The 18,312-nt window shown below is 57.4% G+C and carries 13 protein-coding genes; 9 read left to right on the top strand and 4 right to left on the bottom strand.

The window, feature by feature from the left end; all coding sequences use genetic code 11:
• The first annotated feature begins 46 nt into the window (after positions 1 to 46).
• Both GOW92_RS21520 and GOW92_RS21515 read left to right on the top strand, forming a co-directional pair.
• Positions 47 to 1,846, top strand: coding sequence for an ABCB family ABC transporter ATP-binding protein/permease (locus GOW92_RS21520; RefSeq protein ID WP_170564748.1), 1,800 nt, complete (start codon positions 47 to 49; stop codon positions 1,844 to 1,846).
• 157 nt (positions 1,847 to 2,003) lie between these two features.
• Positions 2,004 to 2,327 (top strand): hypothetical protein, encoded by a 324-nt coding sequence (locus GOW92_RS21515; RefSeq protein WP_170564745.1) that lies wholly within the window; start codon positions 2,004 to 2,006, stop codon positions 2,325 to 2,327.
• A 43-nt stretch (positions 2,328 to 2,370) separates the two neighbouring features.
• Here the strand turns inward: GOW92_RS21515 and GOW92_RS21510 are convergent, their stop codons facing one another.
• Both GOW92_RS21510 and GOW92_RS21505 read right to left on the bottom strand, forming a co-directional pair.
• Entirely contained in the window at positions 2,371 to 6,168 is a 3,798-nt protein-coding gene (locus GOW92_RS21510; protein WP_170564742.1) for an efflux RND transporter permease subunit, read from the bottom strand.
• Positions 6,165 to 7,397 carry an efflux RND transporter periplasmic adaptor subunit gene (locus GOW92_RS21505; protein WP_170564739.1) on the bottom strand — a complete coding sequence of 411 codons (1,233 nt, stop codon included), beginning with the start codon at positions 7,395 to 7,397 and terminating at the stop codon, positions 6,165 to 6,167. Before GOW92_RS21505 ends, GOW92_RS21510 begins: the two co-directional genes overlap by 4 nt.
• Before the next feature lie 226 nt (positions 7,398 to 7,623).
• Between GOW92_RS21505 and GOW92_RS21500 the strand changes: the two genes are divergently transcribed.
• The 5 genes from GOW92_RS21500 to GOW92_RS21480 all read left to right on the top strand — a co-directional run bounded on the left by GOW92_RS21500 (position 7,624) and on the right by GOW92_RS21480 (position 13,042).
• Entirely contained in the window at positions 7,624 to 8,295 is a 672-nt protein-coding gene (locus GOW92_RS21500) for a hypothetical protein (RefSeq protein ID WP_170564736.1), read from the top strand.
• A 42-nt stretch (positions 8,296 to 8,337) separates the two neighbouring features.
• On the top strand, positions 8,338 to 9,660 hold the full coding sequence (locus GOW92_RS21495; protein ID WP_170564732.1) for a PQQ-like beta-propeller repeat protein: 1,323 nt from the start codon (positions 8,338 to 8,340) through the stop codon (positions 9,658 to 9,660).
• Positions 9,661 to 9,708: 48 nt separating this feature from the next.
• The gene (gene der / locus GOW92_RS21490; protein ID WP_170564729.1) at positions 9,709 to 11,172 is read left to right on the top strand and encodes a ribosome biogenesis GTPase Der; all 1,464 of its coding nucleotides are present in this window, start codon (positions 9,709 to 9,711) and stop codon (positions 11,170 to 11,172) included.
• 163 nt (positions 11,173 to 11,335) lie between these two features.
• On the top strand, positions 11,336 to 12,322 hold the full coding sequence (locus GOW92_RS21485) for a fatty acid desaturase (protein WP_170564726.1): 987 nt from the start codon (positions 11,336 to 11,338) through the stop codon (positions 12,320 to 12,322).
• Positions 12,323 to 12,412: 90 nt separating this feature from the next.
• Complete coding sequence (locus GOW92_RS21480; protein ID WP_170564723.1) at positions 12,413 to 13,042, top strand: helix-hairpin-helix domain-containing protein; 630 nt, start codon at positions 12,413 to 12,415, stop codon at positions 13,040 to 13,042.
• 55 nt (positions 13,043 to 13,097) lie between these two features.
• Here the strand turns inward: GOW92_RS21480 and serS are convergent, their stop codons facing one another.
• Both serS and GOW92_RS21470 read right to left on the bottom strand, forming a co-directional pair.
• Positions 13,098 to 14,390, bottom strand: a complete 1,293-nt coding sequence (serS, locus tag GOW92_RS21475; protein ID WP_170564720.1) for a serine--tRNA ligase — start codon at positions 14,388 to 14,390, stop codon at positions 13,098 to 13,100.
• Positions 14,391 to 14,462: 72 nt separating this feature from the next.
• Positions 14,463 to 16,127, bottom strand: coding sequence for a mechanosensitive ion channel family protein (locus tag GOW92_RS21470; RefSeq protein ID WP_170564716.1), 1,665 nt, complete (start codon positions 16,125 to 16,127; stop codon positions 14,463 to 14,465).
• 201 nt (positions 16,128 to 16,328) lie between these two features.
• Here GOW92_RS21470 and yajC point away from each other — a divergent pair, with 201 nt between their 5' ends.
• Entirely contained in the window at positions 16,329 to 16,616 is a 288-nt protein-coding gene (gene yajC / locus GOW92_RS21465; RefSeq protein ID WP_170564713.1) for a preprotein translocase subunit YajC, read from the top strand.
• A 33-nt stretch (positions 16,617 to 16,649) separates the two neighbouring features.
• Positions 16,650 to 18,311 (top strand): protein translocase subunit SecD, encoded by a 1,662-nt coding sequence (gene secD, locus GOW92_RS21460; protein WP_170564710.1) that lies wholly within the window; start codon positions 16,650 to 16,652, stop codon positions 18,309 to 18,311.
• Position 18,312 lies beyond the last annotated feature (1 nt).

Genomic DNA, 18,312 nt, shown 5'->3' with positions numbered 1-18,312 from the left:
CTATCTCTGACCGCAGATCAGGTACGTGATGAGAAGAGCAGCCCCAATGACCTCAGCCGATTTACCTACGTCCGAGGAACGCCGCTCTGGCTGGCGCACGATCCGCAAGGTTGCGCCGTATCTGTGGCCTGACGACGAGCCTTGGGTAAAACGTCGCGTCGTCTTGGCGATGGGCATGTTGGTTCTGGCCAAGCTGATCGCAGTCTATACCCCGATCCTATACAAAGGCGCGGTCGATGGGCTGGCGGGCGAAGGTGTTCCGCCGCTAGCGTTGGGTGCTGTTGGTCTGACGGTGGCGTATGGCGTCGCGCGGATGATGACCGTCGGCTTCCAACAGCTTCGTGATGCGGCCTTTGCTCCGGTTGGGCAGCGAGCCTTGCGTGCGCTGGCGTTGGAGACGTTCCAGCATATCCACCAACTCTCCATGCGTTACCACGTGACGCGTCGCACCGGAGGGCTGAGCCGGATCATTGAGCGCGGCGTGAAAGGCGTGGAATTCCTACTGCGCTTTTTGCTGTTTTCCATCGGCCCGCTGATCCTGGAACTGGTGCTGGTCGCGATCATCCTGATGTGGTTGTTCGACGTCTGGTACCTGGTTGTCGTTGCCGTCACGATCGCGCTTTACATCTGGTTCACCTTTGCGGTGACCGAATGGCGTGTGAAGCTGCGCCGCGAAATGAATGATCAGGACACCGAGGCCAACCAACGGGCAATCGACAGCCTGTTGAACTTCGAAACCGTCAAGTATTTCAACGCGGAACAGCGCGAAGCTGAACGGTACGATGTCTCGATGAAGGCTTATGCCGGAGCGGCGCTTAAAACGGCCTATTCACTGGCCTTCCTGAATTTCGGCCAGTCCTTTCTGATCACATGCGGGCTGATCGGCGTGATGGTTCTGGCAGCCCTTGGGGTACAGCAAGGAACGCTGACCGTTGGGGACTTCGTCATGGTCAATGCATACATGATTCAGATCACTGTGCCTCTGAACTTCTTGGGCACCGTTTACCGAGAAATTCGCCAATCGCTGGTGGATATGGGGCAGATGTTCGACCTGCTGGAGCAACCGACCGAGGTGCAGGACAAGCCCGACGCGCCTGATCTTGTGGTCGATGGTGGCCAGGTAACGTTGGACAATGTCCACTTTGGCTATGATGCGGATCGTGAAATCCTCAAAGGCGTGTCACTGATGGTTCCCGCTGGGCAGACCGTTGCAATCGTGGGCGCCACTGGCTCGGGCAAGTCTACAATTGGCCGCTTGCTGTTCAGGTTTTACGATGTCACTGGTGGCGCGTTGAAGATCGACGGACAGGACGTGCGCGATGTGACCTTGGACAGCCTGCACGCGGCCATCGGCGTTGTGCCGCAGGACACGGTGCTGTTCAACGATACTATCCGCTACAACATTGCCTATGGCCGGGATGGAGCTACTCAGGCCGATGTCGAAGCTGCAGCCAAGGCAGCTCAGATCCACGATTTTATTGTGACCTTGCCCGAAGGCTACGACACCAAGGTTGGCGAACGGGGTCTGAAGCTGTCGGGTGGCGAAAAGCAACGGGTCGGCATTGCGCGGACACTGCTGAAAAACCCGCCGATCCTGCTGTTGGACGAGGCGACCTCGGCGCTGGATACGGACACCGAAAAGGACATCAAGGACGCATTGGCGCGGGCAGGCGAGGGGCGAACCGTGATGACGATTGCACATCGCCTGAGCACCATTGCCGAAGCGGACCGTATTGTCGTGCTGGAACGTGGCGAAATCCTGGAGCAAGGCACTCATGACGAGCTGTTGCAGCGCGAAGGCCGCTATGCACAGCTTTGGAGTCGCCAGCAAGCGGACGCCGCCTGACCCAGTCGCAGGACTATAGGTAGGCGTAAACAGAACAGCGCTCAAAAAATGCGGTTGTTCGCCCAAGTTTAATTTGACGCTCATTTTTGTTGGTGACAATTCAAATAAAGTCACGGTGCCAGGCATTTGGACCGGACTTTAAACAAAGGAATATCGAATGAAAAAGCGTGCAGCAGCAGCGTTTACCGCAGCTGTTCTTATGGCGACTTCGGCCTTTGCCGAGGATCTTGAGTTTCTGGTGGTGAACGAATCCAGCGCGGATCTGGTCGAATTCAATATCTCACCCGCGTCCTCCGATAGTTGGGAAGGAAATCTGCTGAGCGGCGGCTATGTGGCACCCGATTACGAAATCGACGTTGTGATCGCGGATGGTCTGACAACTTGTGTTTATGATATTCGGGGCGGGTTTGACGATGGCTCGTCGGTTGAAGACTTCGGTTTGAATCTGTGTGATCTGGGTGAGTATGTGTTCACCGACTAAGTCTTAAAAAGAAAATGGCGAACCCTGCGGTTCGCCATTTGCATTACTCCGCCGCCTTGAGGGGGGATGTCGGCGGGTGATCAGGACGCTCGTCCTTGTCGGCCTCTGGTGAAGGTGCGGTGGGTGTCTCATCCCCCCAAACAACTTCCGTGGCCTGTACCTGACGTGCAGCGCGACCCACGGCCATATCCTGAGCGATTTGGCTCGTACGACCCGCGGTTGCTCTTGCCAGTGTTTTGGCCGCCCAAACAGCATAGGTGGTAACCCATACCCGCAGCGCCAGGAACGATGGCGTTACGATTAGAGTCAGGACCGTTGCGATACCCAGCCCAAACACAACCGCGGTCGCCAGTTGTTTCCACCAAAGCGCCGTCGGGCTGTCGATAGAGTAACCGCCGTTGATGAAGTCCAGCGACAATCCGAACATCATCGGTGTCAGGCCGGCCATCGTTGTCAGGGTGGTCAGAAGAACCGGACGAATACGCGCCTCAGCCGTACGGATGATCGCCTCGATCCGTGGCATATATCGGCTATATTCCTGATAGGTATCGATCAGAACAATGTTGTTGTTCACCACAATCCCTGCCAACGCCACAATCCCTGTCCCGGTCATGATGATCGAAAACGGTTGCTGCATGACCATCATCCCGATCAGAACACCGGTAGTCGACAGAACAACCGCCAGCAGAACCAGAACCGAGTTGTAGAACGAGTTGAACTGCGCCAGCAGGATCACGAACATCAGCCCCAGCGCACCGGCAAAGGCGTTCATAAGAAACGCCCCTGATTCTGCCTGGTCTTCCTGATCTCCGGTCCATTCCCAGCTGACTGTGTTTGCGAAGGGATCGGTTTCCAGCCATTCGGTCAGAACTGCAATGCGTTCGTTGGGATTGATCAGGCTGAGCCGGGCGTCGCCGGAGTCAATGTCGGCACGCACAGTGTCGAGGTTTTCTGCACCTGTTAGCGTCACCAGTTCATAGAGATTGCCCGTCGGGCCGGTGAGCGTTGCGCCGGTTGGTTCAGCTCCTTCGACCACCTCCCGCACGATCGCCAGACGCTGTTCGGTGCCATCGGGGTTATCCATGACAACCTTGCTTAGACCCGGTTCAACATCCGCCTTCACATCGTAATAGCGCTGCTGGTTGACCCGGTTGATCTCGGCCAGCTTGGCCACTGGTTTGCGCGTAACGAAATTCGACAGGGGCACAAGGCCATCTGGCGTGCGAACTTTGAGCGTGTCCAGCGTGGACAGAACGCGGTCGGCATCGGGCAAGCGGACGCGGATTTCGATCTCTTCGTCCACGGTGTCCGGGCGCATTTCTCCCAGCAGCAGCCCGCGCGTGACCAACTGTACCATCGCGCCAACGGTCGCCACATCGGCGCCGAAACGTCCCGCTTTTGCGACATCCACATCAATCTGCCAGTCGATACCGGGCAGGGGAAGCGTGTCTTCGATCTTGATCAGACCAGGGGTCTCATCGAAAACCTCTCTCGCGGCTACGGTGGCCGCGGTTAGGTCTTCCCAGCCGTCCGCCTTAATACGAAGGTGAACCGGTTTGGCCGAGGCCGGACCTTGTTCCAGTGGTTGGATATCAACGATGAAGCCCGGCAGGTTGGCAAGATCAGCGGTCAGATCGTCCAGAACCACGTTTCCATCATATTCCGGTGCAATGGTTTCGCGATCCAGCAACCCGCCCAGAATCGGTTCGGACAGATTGGGCCGGTCCTCCCACGGGATGATCTCGAACTGGACACGGCCTACAGTATCGGCCGGTGCCTCTGCACCCCCGTTGTTCTGATTCAACCCGCCTTCGCCCGCAAAAGCAAAGACGTTTACGACCGCAGGATGCGCGCTGATGATCTCTTCGGCGGCCAAAACCATCGCGTCCTTTTCCGTCAGCGAGAGGTTGCCCCGCGCGCGGACGTAGGCCGTGGCCTGTTCCGGCTCGGTTTCCACAAAAAACTCGACACCGCGATTGTTGTTGCCAAAGGCGGTCATTACCGCGACGACGGCGAAACCGATAGCTAAGATGGACACAATTGGCATGATCGGATTGCCGACCAAGAATTTCATCACGTAGCCAAAGTTGGTATGTTCTCGGGCAGTGTGGACATGGTTGTCCGGCGCGCGCTGGATTTTGGCCGCGCTCAGCGTGATCGACCCGCCAAAGGCTCCGAACATCAGCAACAGGGCACCAAATACCACACCGCCAGCAGACGATCCGGGCATCAGGTAATCGGGGTTCACCATCTGCATCGCGCCCAGGAACATCATATACAAAACCGGTGGGATCATGATGACGCGCACCCACCACGCCGTTCTGGCGCGCAACCAATCAGAAGTGCGGTCAAACACGCGGCTCACCCGCCCCGAGACACCACCCACAACCGGCAGATAGACCAGAGCCACGACCAACGACGCCGACAAAACAAAGATCAGCGTGATCGGCAGCATCTTCATGAACTCGCCCGGAACGCCGGGCCAGAACAGCATGGGTAGGAAGGCACAGAGTGTTGTCGCGGTCGACGACACAATGGGCCAGAACATCCGTTGTGCTGCCTCAACATACGCATGCATCGGGCCGACGCCTTCCTTGATGCGTTTGTCAGCATACTCCACGACAACGATGGCCCCATCGACCAGCATCCCCACGGCCAGGATCAACCCGAACATCACCATATTCGAGATTGTGACCCCGATCATCGCCAGAAAGGCGAAACACAGCAGGAATGAGGTGGGAATTGCAAAGCCCACCAGCAGAGCCGCGCGGGTCCCCAGCGAAGCCAGAACAACGATCATTACCAGAGCGATAGCGGTCAGAACCGAGCCTTCGAGCTGGCGAACCATCGAATCGACAATGCGGCTCTGGTCATTTGAGGTGCCAAGTTGGATGGCCGCCTGCATATCGGCGGGCCACTTGGCTTGTGCGGCGGCAATGGTCTGTTTCACGCCATCAACCGTGTCGATCAGGTTAAAACCCTTGCGCTTGACCACCTGCAGCGCGACGGTCTGCTCTCCGTTGAAACGGGCAGTCCCTTCGCGGTCTTCAAAGGTATAGTTGACCTGCGCCAGTTCACCCATTGTGACGACCCGGTCGCCATTAACCTTGACTGGCAAATCATAAACATCCTGCGCAGTTTTGAAGGATGATGGGATCTTTACCGAGAATGCGCCCTGTTCCGTTTCGACTTCACCGGCTGCAATCAATTGGTTGTTATTGCGAACTACGTCGATAAGTTCAGCTGCGGTAACATTGTACGCCTCAAGTCGCAGAGGGTCGATGATCACCTCTAGCAACTCGTCCCGATTGCCCGCGATGCCGGCTTCCAGAACGGAGTCCATGGCCTCGAGGTCATCCTGCAAGTCCTTGGCGACGCGCGCCATTGTGCGTTCCGGGACCGCCCCTGTCAGGTTGACGATTACAATGGGGAATTCCGAAAAATTGACCTCGGTGATCGTGTATTGCTCGGCTCCGTCGGGGAACTCGCCCTGGGCAGTATTCATCGCGTCGCGTACATCAGCGATGGTGGCGGACTTATCCCACCCGAACTCGAACTCCATCAGGATGCCGGCGTAGCCCTCGGCGGCGGTTGCTGTCATCTTATCCAGCCCGTCGAGATCGGCCATCTCGGTTTCCATGGGCTTGACTAGAAGATTTTCGCTGTCCTCAGCTGAAATGCCCGGGAACTGGACCGATACGAACAGCATCGGGATATCGATGTCCGGTTCGCCTTCTTTCGGCAGGTTCACATAGGCAAACCCACCAATCACAATCGATATAGCGATAAAGGCCAGAACCATTCTGGCCCGGCCGGCGGCCCAACTGACGATTCCGGTCATTTCGCGGCTTCCTGATATGTAGGCTCGACGATGACGCCACGGGTCACGAATTCCTGCCCGACAACTATGATGTCAACAGTTTCCGGCAGCCCACCGACCCAAACGCCTTCGGCGGTGTCACGAAGAAGAACAATGGGTTGGAAGTCGACCACGTTGCCTTGGCCAACGACGCGAACACCGAGTTGGCCGTTATTGTTCAAGGTCAGCGCTGATTGCGGCAGGAAATGCGCCTTGGCTCCGGCGGCCGAAATGCTGATGTCGGCGGTCTGACCGTCCCGAATGGCCAGCTCCGGGTTGGGAACGGTGATCTCAACCTCGAAGGTACGGGTGGTTTCATCGGCGGAACGGCTCAGGAATGTCACACGACCGGCGACTTGCAGACCGGTTACCAGTTGCGCCTTGGCCTCGGAACCAACAATCACTCGGTTAACTTCGGTTTCAGGAACAAACCCAACCAGCTTGATCGGGTCCAGTTGGATAACGGTCGCGCACAGCGAGCCGGGCTGCATTAGGCTGCCCAATTCGGCGGTGTCGCTTTCCAGAAGGCCTTTGAAAGGGGCTTCGATGGTCTGGCGGTCAATTTCGCGTTCTGCAGCTTTGACTTCGGCGGTTGCGGCTTCGATCCCGGCGCGGGTGGCCTCAAGGCCGGCTTCAGCCGTTTTGATGCCAGCCTCAGCGGTCCTCATGGATGCCTCGCTTGAGATTCTGCGTGTTTCCGATCCAAACCCGGAATCGGACAGCTTGTTTGCGGCTGTCAGGTTGATCTCGGCCTCGGCAACGCGCGCATGTGCTTCCTCAAGACGGGCTTCGGCTTCTGGAATGCGGCTTTCGGCCTCCAGCTTAGCAGCCTTGGCTTCGGCCAAACTGGCGGGGCGAGTGCCCGGGTCCAGCTCGCACAGGAGATCGCCAGCTTCGACGAACGTACCTTTGCGTTTGGGTTCAGAGATGACAGTCGAAGTGGTTTCGGCCAGAACTTCGACCTGGCGGTTGGCCTTGGTCTGGCCTCGCAACAGTACGGCGCTGTCAATTTCGCGTGCGGTTGACCTCAGGGCAACTACGCCAATCAACGACTGATTCACGTTCGCTATGTCACCGGATTCGCCGGCAGCTTCGGGGCTGGCCTCGGCTTCAGCGCGTCCGGCAAAGGCGAACAGGGTGTCTCGTTCAAAAACCAACAAAAACAAAATAACAATCACCAAAGCGGCGTTTGCCAATGAAATCAAGCGCATGCAGGACAACTCCCAGAATTCTTTGCCACGTCTTATTTGGCGGTCATGCTAGAAAGTGGGGACGATTATGTACCGTTTCCACACTAAACTGAATAGTTCGGTTTAATTTTTTCTACAAGAGCGGAGGCCCCCGGCTGGATTGTGGAAAATCGGGCTCTTGGCTTGGCGATTGCGCCGGGGTATGACATGGCGCCATACACCAAGGATGCAGCCCCGGAGGGCAGGGATGAGCGACGTCGACAGTTTTATTGATGAGGTGACCGAAGAGGTGCGCCGCGACCGACTGTTTCTGCTGTTGCGCAGATGGGGTTGGGTCGGTGTGCTTGCGGTTGTCCTGATCGTGGGCGGTGCTGCGTTCAACGAAGTACGCAAGTCGCGCGCAACCAGTCAGGCGCAGGATTTGGGTGATTCAATCCTGGCGGCGCTGGCACAGAATCAGTCGGATGACCGGGCCGCCAGCCTTGCCGCCGTCGAAACGCAATCGCCGGGTGGGGATGCGGTTCGCAACATGTTGTTGTCGGCCTCTCAGCTTGAGGCCGGATCAGAGCCGGATGCGGTCGCCAGTCTGAACGCCGTTGCATCGCAAGGGGATCTACCGGAAATTTATCGTGCGATCGCGGCGTTCAAGGCGCTGCTTTTGCAAAGCGACACTATGCCGGCAGCCGATCGTCGTGTTCAATTTGAAGCGCTGGCCGCACCGGGTGCGCCGCTGCGGTTGCTGGCCGAGGAACAACTGGCCCTGATTGATGTGTCCGAAGGCAATGTTGAAGCGGCCATCACGCGGCTGCAGACTTTGCGACAGGACGCAGAGGTTGGCGTGGATTTGCAGCAGCGTGCAGCTCAGTTGATTGTGGCACTTGGTGGCGAACCAGAGCCACTGGTAGCCCAGCAGGGCTGATCTGGTGACGGCAAGAAAAATCACAGGCGAGTTCGGAATATCATGGTAGCAAGTCTATTCTCCCGTATTGGATTGCCGCTGGCAGCCCTTTCCCTGACCATGGTCGCTGCCTGTCGCGAGCCCGAAGTCATTTTGCCGGGGCCGCGTGAAGATATTCGTCCCGCTATCGATTCCGAAACAGTGGAAATCCGCGGTTCGAAACCGATCAGTTTGCCTGCCCAAAAAGCCAATGCAAGTTGGCCGCAAAGCCCGGGTACGGCTGCGTTCCGTACGACCAACGCACAGTTGCGCACCACGCCGCAGCGTGTCTGGTCCGCATCCATCGGTAAGGGCGACTCGCGCAAGCAGCGGATCACAGCCGACCCCGTTGTGGCTGGTGGGTTGATCTATACGCTGGATGCAGGGGCAACGGTGTCCGCCGTGTCGCCGCAAGGACAGCTCGTTTGGGATACCGATCTGATTCCACCAAGTGATGGCGACTCGGACGCCACCGGTGGCGGCTTGGCGTACGACAATGGTGTGCTTTATGTCTCTTCCGGTTATGGCAGACTGACAGCGCTGGATGCCAAAACCGGTACAGTTCGCTGGCAAAAGAGGTTGAACGCAACCGGTAGCGGCGCGCCGTTGGTCAGCAACGGGCTGCTGTATCTGGTCGCCGGTGATGAAACCGGGTGGGCAGTCAACACCAAGGACGGCCGCATAGCCTGGCAAATTCAGGGCATCCCAAGTGTCGGCAACGTTTTGGGTGCGCCCGCGCCAGTTATCGCATCAGATTTTTCCGTATTCGCCTTTGGCTCGGGGGATATCTCAGCGACGTTCCGTCGAGGTGGTATTCGCCGCTGGAACGCTTCTGTCGCCGGCGGACGTCGTGGACGAGCAGCGGCGCAAATCGTTGATGTGACCGGCGGGCCGATGGTGGTGGGCGACAAGATTTATATCGGCAACCATTCCGGGCGCACGGTCGCTTTCGACGCAAATTCCGGCGAACGGATTTGGACCGCAGACGAAGGAGCCGTCGATACGGTCTGGGCCGCAGGAAACAACATTTTCCTGATTAGCGACCGCAGCCAACTGGTGCGGCTGGACGCGGCAACCGGAGCGATTGTCTGGGCGCAGGACCTGCCGGGCTTTGTCAAAGACAAGCCGGGGCGCCGTGGGCCGATCTATGCGCATTACGGGCCGATCATGGCGGGCGGGCGCATCGTTATTGCCTCGAACGACGGCTATATTCGGTTCTTCAGCCCGGTTGACGGCACGCTGGTTCACCGCGTCGAAGTGCCAGGTGGCGCGACGACGGCACCGGTTGTGGCCGGACAGACGCTGTACGTTGTGTCGACCAAAGGTGATTTGCACGCTTTCCGTTGACGACAAGATGCGCTAAAGGGCGCGTCTGAGTCTTGAAAGTTGAGTATCATGTCGCTGACCCTCGCCATCGTGGGGCGCCCGAATGTGGGCAAATCCACACTGTTCAACCGCCTCGTGGGCAAACGTCTGGCTCTAGTCGACGACCAGCCCGGTGTAACGCGCGACCTGCGCGAAGGCGAAGGGCGTCTGGGTGACCTGCGATTTACCGTGATTGACACTGCGGGTCTTGAAGACGCGACCGATGACAGCCTACAAGGCCGTATGCGCCGCCTGACCGAGCGCGCCGTGGACATGGCCGATGTGTGCTTATTCATGATCGATGCGCGGGTCGGGATTACTCCAACCGATGAGATGTTTGCCGAAATTCTGCGTAAACGTTCCAAGCACGTGATCCTTGCTGCCAATAAAGCCGAGGGTAATGCAGCGGATGCAGGTGTGCTTGAGGCCTACAACCTGGGTCTGGGTGAACCGGTTCGCCTGTCGGGCGAGCATGGCGAGGGGATGACCGATCTTTATTCCCAGCTTATGCCCTTGGCCGATGCGGCCGAGGAAAAGGCCGTCGACGATACCCCGGTGACTGATATTGAACTGGACGAGGATGGAGAGGGCGAAACGCCACTGATCACCGCTGCCAAACCGCTACAGGTGGCTGTCGTCGGGCGCCCGAACGCCGGTAAATCCACGTTGATCAACAAGATCGTTGGCGAGGACCGTCTGCTGACCGGCCCCGAAGCCGGGATTACACGCGACGCGATCAGCCTGCGCCTAGACTGGGCGGACCCGGACGGGGAAAGCACGCCCATGCGTATCTTCGATACCGCCGGGATGCGCAAAAAAGCCAAGGTTCAGGAAAAGCTCGAAAAGCTCTCAGTCTCGGATGGTCTGCGCGCTGTTAAGTTTGCAGAAGTTGTTGTTGTACTGCTGGATGCGGCCATCCCCTTCGAACAGCAAGATCTGCGTATCGCCGATCTGGCCGAACGTGAAGGCCGCGCTGTCGTTGTCGCCATCAACAAGTGGGACATTGAGGAAGACAAGCAAGAAAAGCTGCGGGATCTAAAAGAGTCGTTCGAGCGTTTGCTGCCGCAGTTGCGAGGCGCGCCTTTGGTGACGGTTTCGGCAAAGACGGGTCGGGGGCTGGAACGTCTGCGTACCGCCATCCTGCGTGCGCATGACGTCTGGAACCGCCGCGTTCCGACAGCTGCGTTGAATCGTTGGCTGACGGCAATGCTGGAACAGCACCCGCCGCCAGCGCCACAGGGCCGCCGGATCAAACTGCGCTATATGACTCAAGCCAAGACCCGCCCACCTGGGTTTGTGGTCATGTGTTCGCACCCTGACAAGATGCCGGCCAGCTATACGAGGTATCTGGTCAATGGCCTGCGCGAAGATTTCGATATGCCCGGCACTCCGATCCGTCTAACTTTGCGCGGCCAGGGGGACAAGAACCCCTACAAGGGACGCCGCAAGAAAAACGCGGGTGCATTGGCCAAACATCTCAAAGGCCGCGCGTAACTGCGCCAATTTTCAGCATTTTTGTCTGAGGGGCGTGACAGCCCCATTTCCCCGCGCTAGCATTCACTGGCGCGCATCTGTTTCGCGCGCATATTATTTCATGCGGAACTTCCGCACCCGTTTTTGACAACCATTGGACCTAACCAACGTGGGGAGCGGCTGGATGGATCTGAGGGAATACACAAGGCAATACGCGGTTCAGGACAACAGATTGGCCGCGCTGAGCTATTTTGGAACCTTCGCGGTGTATTTCACATCACTTGCGCTGGCGATTGCCTATGTGGATCGCTGGTACGTCATGATCCCGGCCGGGATCGTCTTTGCCTTTTCTGCGGTGCGCCTCTACGTGCTACAGCACGACTGCGGACATCACTCTTTGTTCGAAACGCGTGCCCAGAACGAATGGGCCGGGCACGGGCTGTCGCCGTTCACCTTTGCTCCGTTCGAAGTGATGAAGCAGAACCATAATCTGCATCACGCAGGTATTGGCAATCTGGAGCATCGCGAAACCGGCGAAATCCACACCATGACTCTGCGAGAATGGAACGCGGCTGATTGGAAAACGCGCTTGTTTTACAGGCTTTACCGCAACCCGTTCATCCTGGTTCCAGCTGGGGCACTGTTCACCTATTTCATCCGCTACCGCTGGCCCAAGAACACGGTGCGGTTTGGCGTCAAAGGCGTTTTGCTGCACAATCTGTCGATCATCGTTTTTCTTGGTCTTTTGTATTTGATCGCTGGCGCAACAGGTATTTTGGTTTGGTTGGTGTTTTCACTGCTGGGCGGGATGCTGGGTGTGTTTCTGGTCTACCTGCAGCATAATTTCGAGGACACTTATTGGGATCGCCGCCCGGATCTGGACCCAAAACTGGCAGCGTTGCAGGGATCATCCGCGTTGGATTTTGGGTGGTGGTTCGACAATGCGGTCGCTTGCATCACGCTGCATGACATCCACCATTTCAATGCCCGCATTCCGTCGTACCGGCTGCGTGCGTGCCACTATAACCTTCCGCCAGAATTTACACCGCGTCGGATTAAATTCCCCGAGGCCGTCGCGGCATTGAACCTGAAACTGTGGGACGAGGACGCCAAGCGGCTTGTGCCGTTTCCCAGAAAGGATCAATCCGGTAATCTTGCACACAGTAATTGACCAAATGGCCCGCATCTCTGGGCGCAGGCTTGTGAGAGAGCGTATCCAGTATACATAGGACAACGCAGGGAAAATCAGAAAGGACAAAGAATGACCGCAGTGACCGCAATAAAAGGCGTCGGAGAAGGGCTTGCAAAGTCGTTGTCTGCCAATGGTTTCAAAACCGCCGAAGCCGTAGCCAAAGCAACCCCCGCTGCACTGGTCAAAGTTCCCCGTATCGGCACGGCCCGCGCGGCCGGTCTGATCGCGGCCGCGAAAGAGGCGACAGCGGCTAAACCGACGGCGGCAAAACCCGCGGCGGCCAAGCCTGCCGCTAAGCCTGCGGCCAAGAGGACTGCTGCGACAACTGCAACGCGCCGCGCACCTGCCAGAAAAACTGCGCCGCGCCGACCCGCGGCGCGCAAGACCATTGCCGCCGCTGCCGCCGAGAAACGGGCGGAGGAGGCTGCACGCAAAGCGGCGGAGGAGAAAGCCGCAGCCGCATTGGCAGAAGCCAAGGCTAAGAAGAAGGCAAAGGCAAAGGCCAAGGCTGAAAAGGCCGCCAAAAAGCTGCAGGAGATGGAAGCTGTCTTCTCAAAAGCCAAGGACAAGGTGAAAGCCAAGGCGAAGAAAGATAAGAAGAAAGACAAAAAGGACGGCAAGAAAAAGGCCGACAAATCGGACAAAAAGAAAGATAAGAAGAAAGACAAGAAGAAGGGTAAGAAAAAGGCGAAGAAGTAAGGCTTCTCCGCCTGGTAGTTTCTTGAACTGGTGCCCTATTGGGCTCCGGTTTTCTTTATGCCAGCGTACCGTCCAACTGCAGCGTCAACTTGCCGCCAAGGTAAGGGGACAGAACCTCGGGCAGGGTAACGGTGCCGTCTGCATTCTGGCCGTTTTCCAGCACAGCGATCAAACAGCGCCCAACGGCCAGACCTGATCCGTTCAGCGTGTGGACGTATTCCGGTTTGCCGCCACCTTCGGGACGGAAGCGCGCGTTCATCCGGCGCGCCTGAAAATCACCGCAGGTCGAGACCGAGCTGATCTCGCGATAGGTGTCCTGACCAGGCAACCATGCTTCGATGTCAAAAGTCCGGCGCGCGCCAAAGCCCATGTCACCGGTGCACAGGATGACGGTGCGATAGGGGATGCCCAGCTTTTCCAGAATACCCTCGGCACAGCGTAGCATGCGTTTTTGCTCGTCATCCGATTTGTCCGGATGCGTGACCGAGACCATCTCGACCTTTTCGAACTGGTGTTGACGCAGCATCCCGCGGGTATCTTTGCCCGCGCTGCCGGCCTCGGACCGAAAGCAGAGCGAATGCGCGGTATAGCGGCGGGGCAGGTAGCTTTCCTCGATCATCGTGTCGTTGACGATGTTGGTCAGCGAAACCTCAGAGGTTGGGATCAGCCACCAGCCCTCGCGAGTCTGATAGCTATCCTCGCCGAACTTCGGCAACTGGCCGGTGCCTTGCATCATTTCGGACAGAACCAGAACCGGGCCGTTTACCTCGGTCAGCTCGTTTTCGTTAATGTGCGTGTCCAGCATGAACTGCGCCAAGGCGCGGTGAACGCGGGCGACGCCGCCGGACAGCAGCACAAAGCGCGAGCCAGACAGTTTTGCCGCTGTTTCGAAATCCATGCCGTTTTGAACAGCCTCGATTTCGAAATGCTCTTTAGGTGCAAAATCCAACTCTCGCGGAGCGCCCCAACGGTTGACCTCGACATTGTCGTTCTCATCCGCACCTTCAGGCACGTCCTCAGCGGGCAGGTTCGCGATGCGGATCAACTGATCAGTCAGCAGCGCGTCCAGGTCCTTGGCTTCGGTTTGCATCCGGGAGATTTCGGCCTTTTTTTCAGCGACCAGCGCGCGCAGACGCTGAAATTCAGCTTCGTCACCGCGTGCCTTGGCAGCGCCAACTTCCTTGTTGGCCTTGTTCTGTTCGGCTTGCGCCGTTTCCGCGGCCAAAATCTTGGCCCGGCGGCTTTCGTCCAGCCTTAGCAAATCTGACGACACCGGCGCGTCCCCACGGCGCGCAAGTGCGGCGTCGAAGGCGGCTGGGTTTTCGCGAATGGCGCGGATGTCGTGCATGGTTCAGATCCTTAAATGCGTGAATCACTGAATCCGCTTATGCACCATCTGAAAGGCAGGGTGTAGCGCCGGTTACGACTTATCGGCGTCCGCGTGTGTTTCATGCGCCAGATGGCCATCCCAATGCTCGGTCGGGATCTTGGGATCAGGCGGATCAGCCATGTAAGAGGGCGTCATGATTTGCACACCGTTTTCATTGAACACGGCTACGATATTGCGATGCAGGTCCGACCGGATTTTCGGAATTATGCTGCCTCGGGTCGTGTAGCCGTTGATCTGGTAATTGATCGCGTAGTCCGCCAATGCCGTCCACAAAACAAAAGGTTCCGGTTTGGCCTTGATACCCTTGGTCCGGTTGGCGGCCTCGATCAACATCGCCTCGACCTTTTCCGGTGGCTCTTCGTAACCAATGCCGACCGTAGTGTGCAGCAGCAGCCCGCTTCCATCGGTCTTCTTCGAGAAGTTGACCACGTCCGAGTTCATAAGTTGCGCATTTGGGATCGAGATCAGCTCATTCTTGATGGATTTCAGGTGCGTCTCCATCAGCTTGATTTGAACCACGTCACCGATGTGATCGCCGATTTGAATGCGATCCCCAATTGAAGTCGAACGGCGGTAGATCACGAACAGACCGGCCAGCATGTTTGACACCACTGAATTGGCGCCAAGCGACAGCATCGCGCCCACGAGAATGGTCAATCCTTGGAATGCAGCCGAGTCCGATCCAGGGATGTAGGGGACCGCGAAGACCAAGGCGATCAGGATCACGACAACGCGTGCAATGTTGAAGGTTGGGCTGACCCAGTGTTTTTCGAAATCGCCCATATCGAATGAGCCCGCTTCGACAGCGTCAAAAAACACCCGCATCCCCTTGATGATGTACATCGTTACCCAGGCGATCAAACCCAGCATGATCATGTTGGGGATGTAGCTGATAACGCCTTTGAAGATCAGCAGGACAGGCTCTGTCAGGTAAGTCAGCAGAAGCTGGGCGAAATAGCGAGTTTCGGCGAAGGCCAGCAGAACAAACGAGAGGTAGTAGTAGAAACCCAGGAAGAAGATGATGAGCAGAACAAAACTCAGCCCGTACCGGACGAGCGCTGCAATCGCCTCAGCCTGAACGCTTTTGGCCGTCGCGGTTTCCACGTCTTTAAGATGACGGGAGACAAACTTCAGTGTCTTCCTTCGTATGCGACGGTGCAACCAGAGGATCGCAACGACAAACGCAACGAACCCCAAGGTCCATGCGGCGGCCTCGATCGCACCGGAAACGCGCGCCTGTTCGGTGCGGTTGGAGCGATAGGATTCAATGGATTGTTTGATCGCGTCCCCGTGTAAAACACTCAGAACACTCAGCTCCATCTGTTCCAATTCGGCGTCAGCTTCGGTAACGATCGAGATTCTCTCACCATCAGCCAGTGTCCAGATACCAAACTCGGTTTCTTCGTATGTGATCTCGACCTCTTGCGTGTCCGAGGCTTCTGCGACTTCGACAATCTTGTTCTGAACAATCTCCGCTCGTTCGGGGGCGGGCAAGGCACTAGACCCACGGACCCGGAACAACACGTCCCCGTCCACTATAACCGGGGCGACGAAGGCATCCGATTCCGTACCCTCAGAAGCCGGCGGCTCGGCCGGTGTTTCCTGTGCCGACGCAGCGTCTGAGAGCCAAAGGCTGGCAGCCAGTGCTGTCACAAAATAAGCCAACAAAAGGAAGGGCTTGAATTGTCGTGTCATATGTCCCCCTTAGCCCAAACTATACCCAGTTTCGGTGACCTGCCTAGGACATATCTGCAACGCCTGGCTTGTTCTTTGCACACTGTGGTCAGATCCCGGTGGAGTTCGGCGCGGCCTTCGCTTGCAAAGGCGCAACTCAGAGCATAGGTTCTCGCCAAATTTGCGGAGCTTCTCCGCAGCACCAAAACAAAGGAATATCCCATGGAAGGTGGCGCAATCGCCCAGTTTCTCCCGCTGATCCTGATCTTTGCGATCATGTATTTTCTGCTCATCCGCCCTCAGCAGAAAAAGATGAAGCAGCATCAGGCCATGGTCGAGGCAGTGCGCCGCGGCGATCAGGTCGTCACCCAGGGTGGATTGATCGGCAAGGTGTCCAAGGTCAAGGAAGGCGACAACGAGATCGAAGTTGAAATCGCCGAGGGTGTGAAGGTTCGTGTGGTCAAATCGACCATTGCGCAGGTTCTGAACAAAACCGAACCTGCGAAGTAACTTCGCGCGATAATTCCTTGAAAAGGCAGGGTAATGCTGCAAATTGATACCTGGAAGCGGGTTCTGATCTGGTCGGTCTGCGTGATCGGCCTGCTGATGGCCCTGCCGAATGCGTTTTATACGCGCGTCGAGCAATCCAACGATGCCAAGGCCGCAATCGAGCTTGGCATCGACACTCCTGAAATGCAGGCCGAGGCGGCGCAATGGCCGAACTGGCTGCCGTCGTCCTTGGTCAATCTTGGCCTTGATCTGCGCGGTGGCGCGCATTTGCTGGCTGAAGTTCAGGTCGGTGATGTGTACGAATCCCGGATGGAGGCAATGTGGCCCGAAATCCGCGATGCGCTGCGAGATGAACGCGCCACGGTTGGCACCATTCGGAAACAAGATTCCGCTCCGGACGAGATTCGGGTGCGCATCAGTCAGCCCGAGGGCATGTCGCGTGCGTTGGAAGTTGTGCGCGGTCTGGCCCGTCAGGTGCAGACCCTGACAGGGGTAGGTGCGACCGATATCGAGGCGCGGGCTGAAGGTGACACAATCGTCGTTCAATTGTCCGAGGCGGAAAAGCTGGCCTCAGACGACCGAACCGTGCGCCAGTCGCTTGAAATTGTGCGCCGCCGTATTGACGAAGTCGGTACACGTGAACCCACAATCCAACGCCAAGGTGCGGATCGTATCCTGATTCAGGTGCCAGGTATCGGCAGCGCTGGTGAACTGAAGGAGATCATCGGCACCACTGCTCAGCTGACGTTCAACCCGGTTGTGGGGCGGGGTACCAACCCGGACGCAGTGCCGGGGATTGGCGAAAAGGTCCTCCCCTCTATCGACGAAACCGGCTTGTTCTATACGGTCGAGTCGGCTTCGGTCGTCACCGGTGAAGAGCTGGTGGACGCGCAGCCGGCCTTCGATCAGAACGGTCGCCCGGCGGTCAGCTTCAGGTTCAATACATCGGGAGCGCGCAAGTTCGGCGACTATACGCTGGAAAACATCGGCCAGCCTTTCGCAATCATTCTTGATGATGAGGTCATCTCGGCCCCTGTCATTCAAAGCCACATTCCAGGCGGCTCGGGCATAATCACCGGCAACTTCACCGTTGAAGAAAGTACCAATCTGGCAGTTCTGTTGCGCGCAGGTGCTTTACCAGCGGGGCTGGAGTTCCTCGAGGAACGGACCATTGGTCCGGAATTGGGTCAGGACAGCATTGATGCCGGCAAGGTCGCGACGATCGTAGCCTTTGCCGCAGTGCTGGTTTTCATGGCGCTCAGCTACGGCCTGTTTGGTATCTTTGCCAACATCGCTCTGATCATCAACGTGGGCCTGTTGTTTGGCCTGCTGTCCCTGATCGGAGCGACCCTGACACTGCCTGGTATCGCTGGTATCGTACTGACGGTTGGTATGGCGGTGGATGCCAACGTGCTGATCTTTGAGCGGATCCGAGAAGAATTGAAATCCGCAAAGGGCCCTGCACGCGCCATCGAGTTGGGTTATGAAAAAGCACTCTCGGCTATCCTGGATGCGAACGTCACAACGTTCATCACCGCCGTGATCCTGTTTGCAATGGGCAGCGGCCCGGTACGCGGTTTCGCAATTACGTTGGGTCTTGGTATTCTGACCTCGGTCTTCACCGCGATCTTCGTGACGCGTTTGATGATCGTCATCTGGTTCGAACGCCGCCGCCCGAAAACGATCGAGGTTTGAT

The organism is Ruegeria atlantica (assembly GCF_013032505.1).
Lineage (GTDB): Bacteria > Pseudomonadota > Alphaproteobacteria > Rhodobacterales > Rhodobacteraceae > Ruegeria > Ruegeria atlantica_F.
The sequence above is the reverse complement of the archived record's forward strand: the minus strand, read 5'-3'. Positions and strand labels throughout refer to the sequence as shown.

Excerpts from the sequence above, each read along its gene's own strand:
- GOW92_RS21520 (WP_170564748.1), top strand. The coding sequence starts at position 47 with ATGACCTCAGCCGATTTACCTACGTCCGAGGAACGCCGCTCTGGCTGG.
- GOW92_RS21515 (WP_170564745.1), top strand. The coding sequence starts at position 2,004 with ATGAAAAAGCGTGCAGCAGCAGCGTTTACCGCAGCTGTTCTTATGGCG.
- GOW92_RS21510 (WP_170564742.1), bottom strand. The coding sequence starts at position 6,168 with ATGACCGGAATCGTCAGTTGGGCCGCCGGCCGGGCCAGAATGGTTCTG.
- GOW92_RS21505 (WP_170564739.1), bottom strand. The coding sequence starts at position 7,397 with ATGCGCTTGATTTCATTGGCAAACGCCGCTTTGGTGATTGTTATTTTG.
- GOW92_RS21500 (WP_170564736.1), top strand. The coding sequence starts at position 7,624 with ATGAGCGACGTCGACAGTTTTATTGATGAGGTGACCGAAGAGGTGCGC.
- GOW92_RS21495 (WP_170564732.1), top strand. The coding sequence starts at position 8,338 with ATGGTAGCAAGTCTATTCTCCCGTATTGGATTGCCGCTGGCAGCCCTT.
- der (WP_170564729.1), top strand. The coding sequence starts at position 9,709 with ATGTCGCTGACCCTCGCCATCGTGGGGCGCCCGAATGTGGGCAAATCC.
- GOW92_RS21485 (WP_170564726.1), top strand. The coding sequence starts at position 11,336 with ATGGATCTGAGGGAATACACAAGGCAATACGCGGTTCAGGACAACAGA.
- GOW92_RS21480 (WP_170564723.1), top strand. The coding sequence starts at position 12,413 with ATGACCGCAGTGACCGCAATAAAAGGCGTCGGAGAAGGGCTTGCAAAG.
- serS (WP_170564720.1), bottom strand. The coding sequence starts at position 14,390 with ATGCACGACATCCGCGCCATTCGCGAAAACCCAGCCGCCTTCGACGCC.
- GOW92_RS21470 (WP_170564716.1), bottom strand. The coding sequence starts at position 16,127 with ATGACACGACAATTCAAGCCCTTCCTTTTGTTGGCTTATTTTGTGACA.
- yajC (WP_170564713.1), top strand. The coding sequence starts at position 16,329 with ATGGAAGGTGGCGCAATCGCCCAGTTTCTCCCGCTGATCCTGATCTTT.
- secD (WP_170564710.1), top strand. The coding sequence starts at position 16,650 with ATGCTGCAAATTGATACCTGGAAGCGGGTTCTGATCTGGTCGGTCTGC.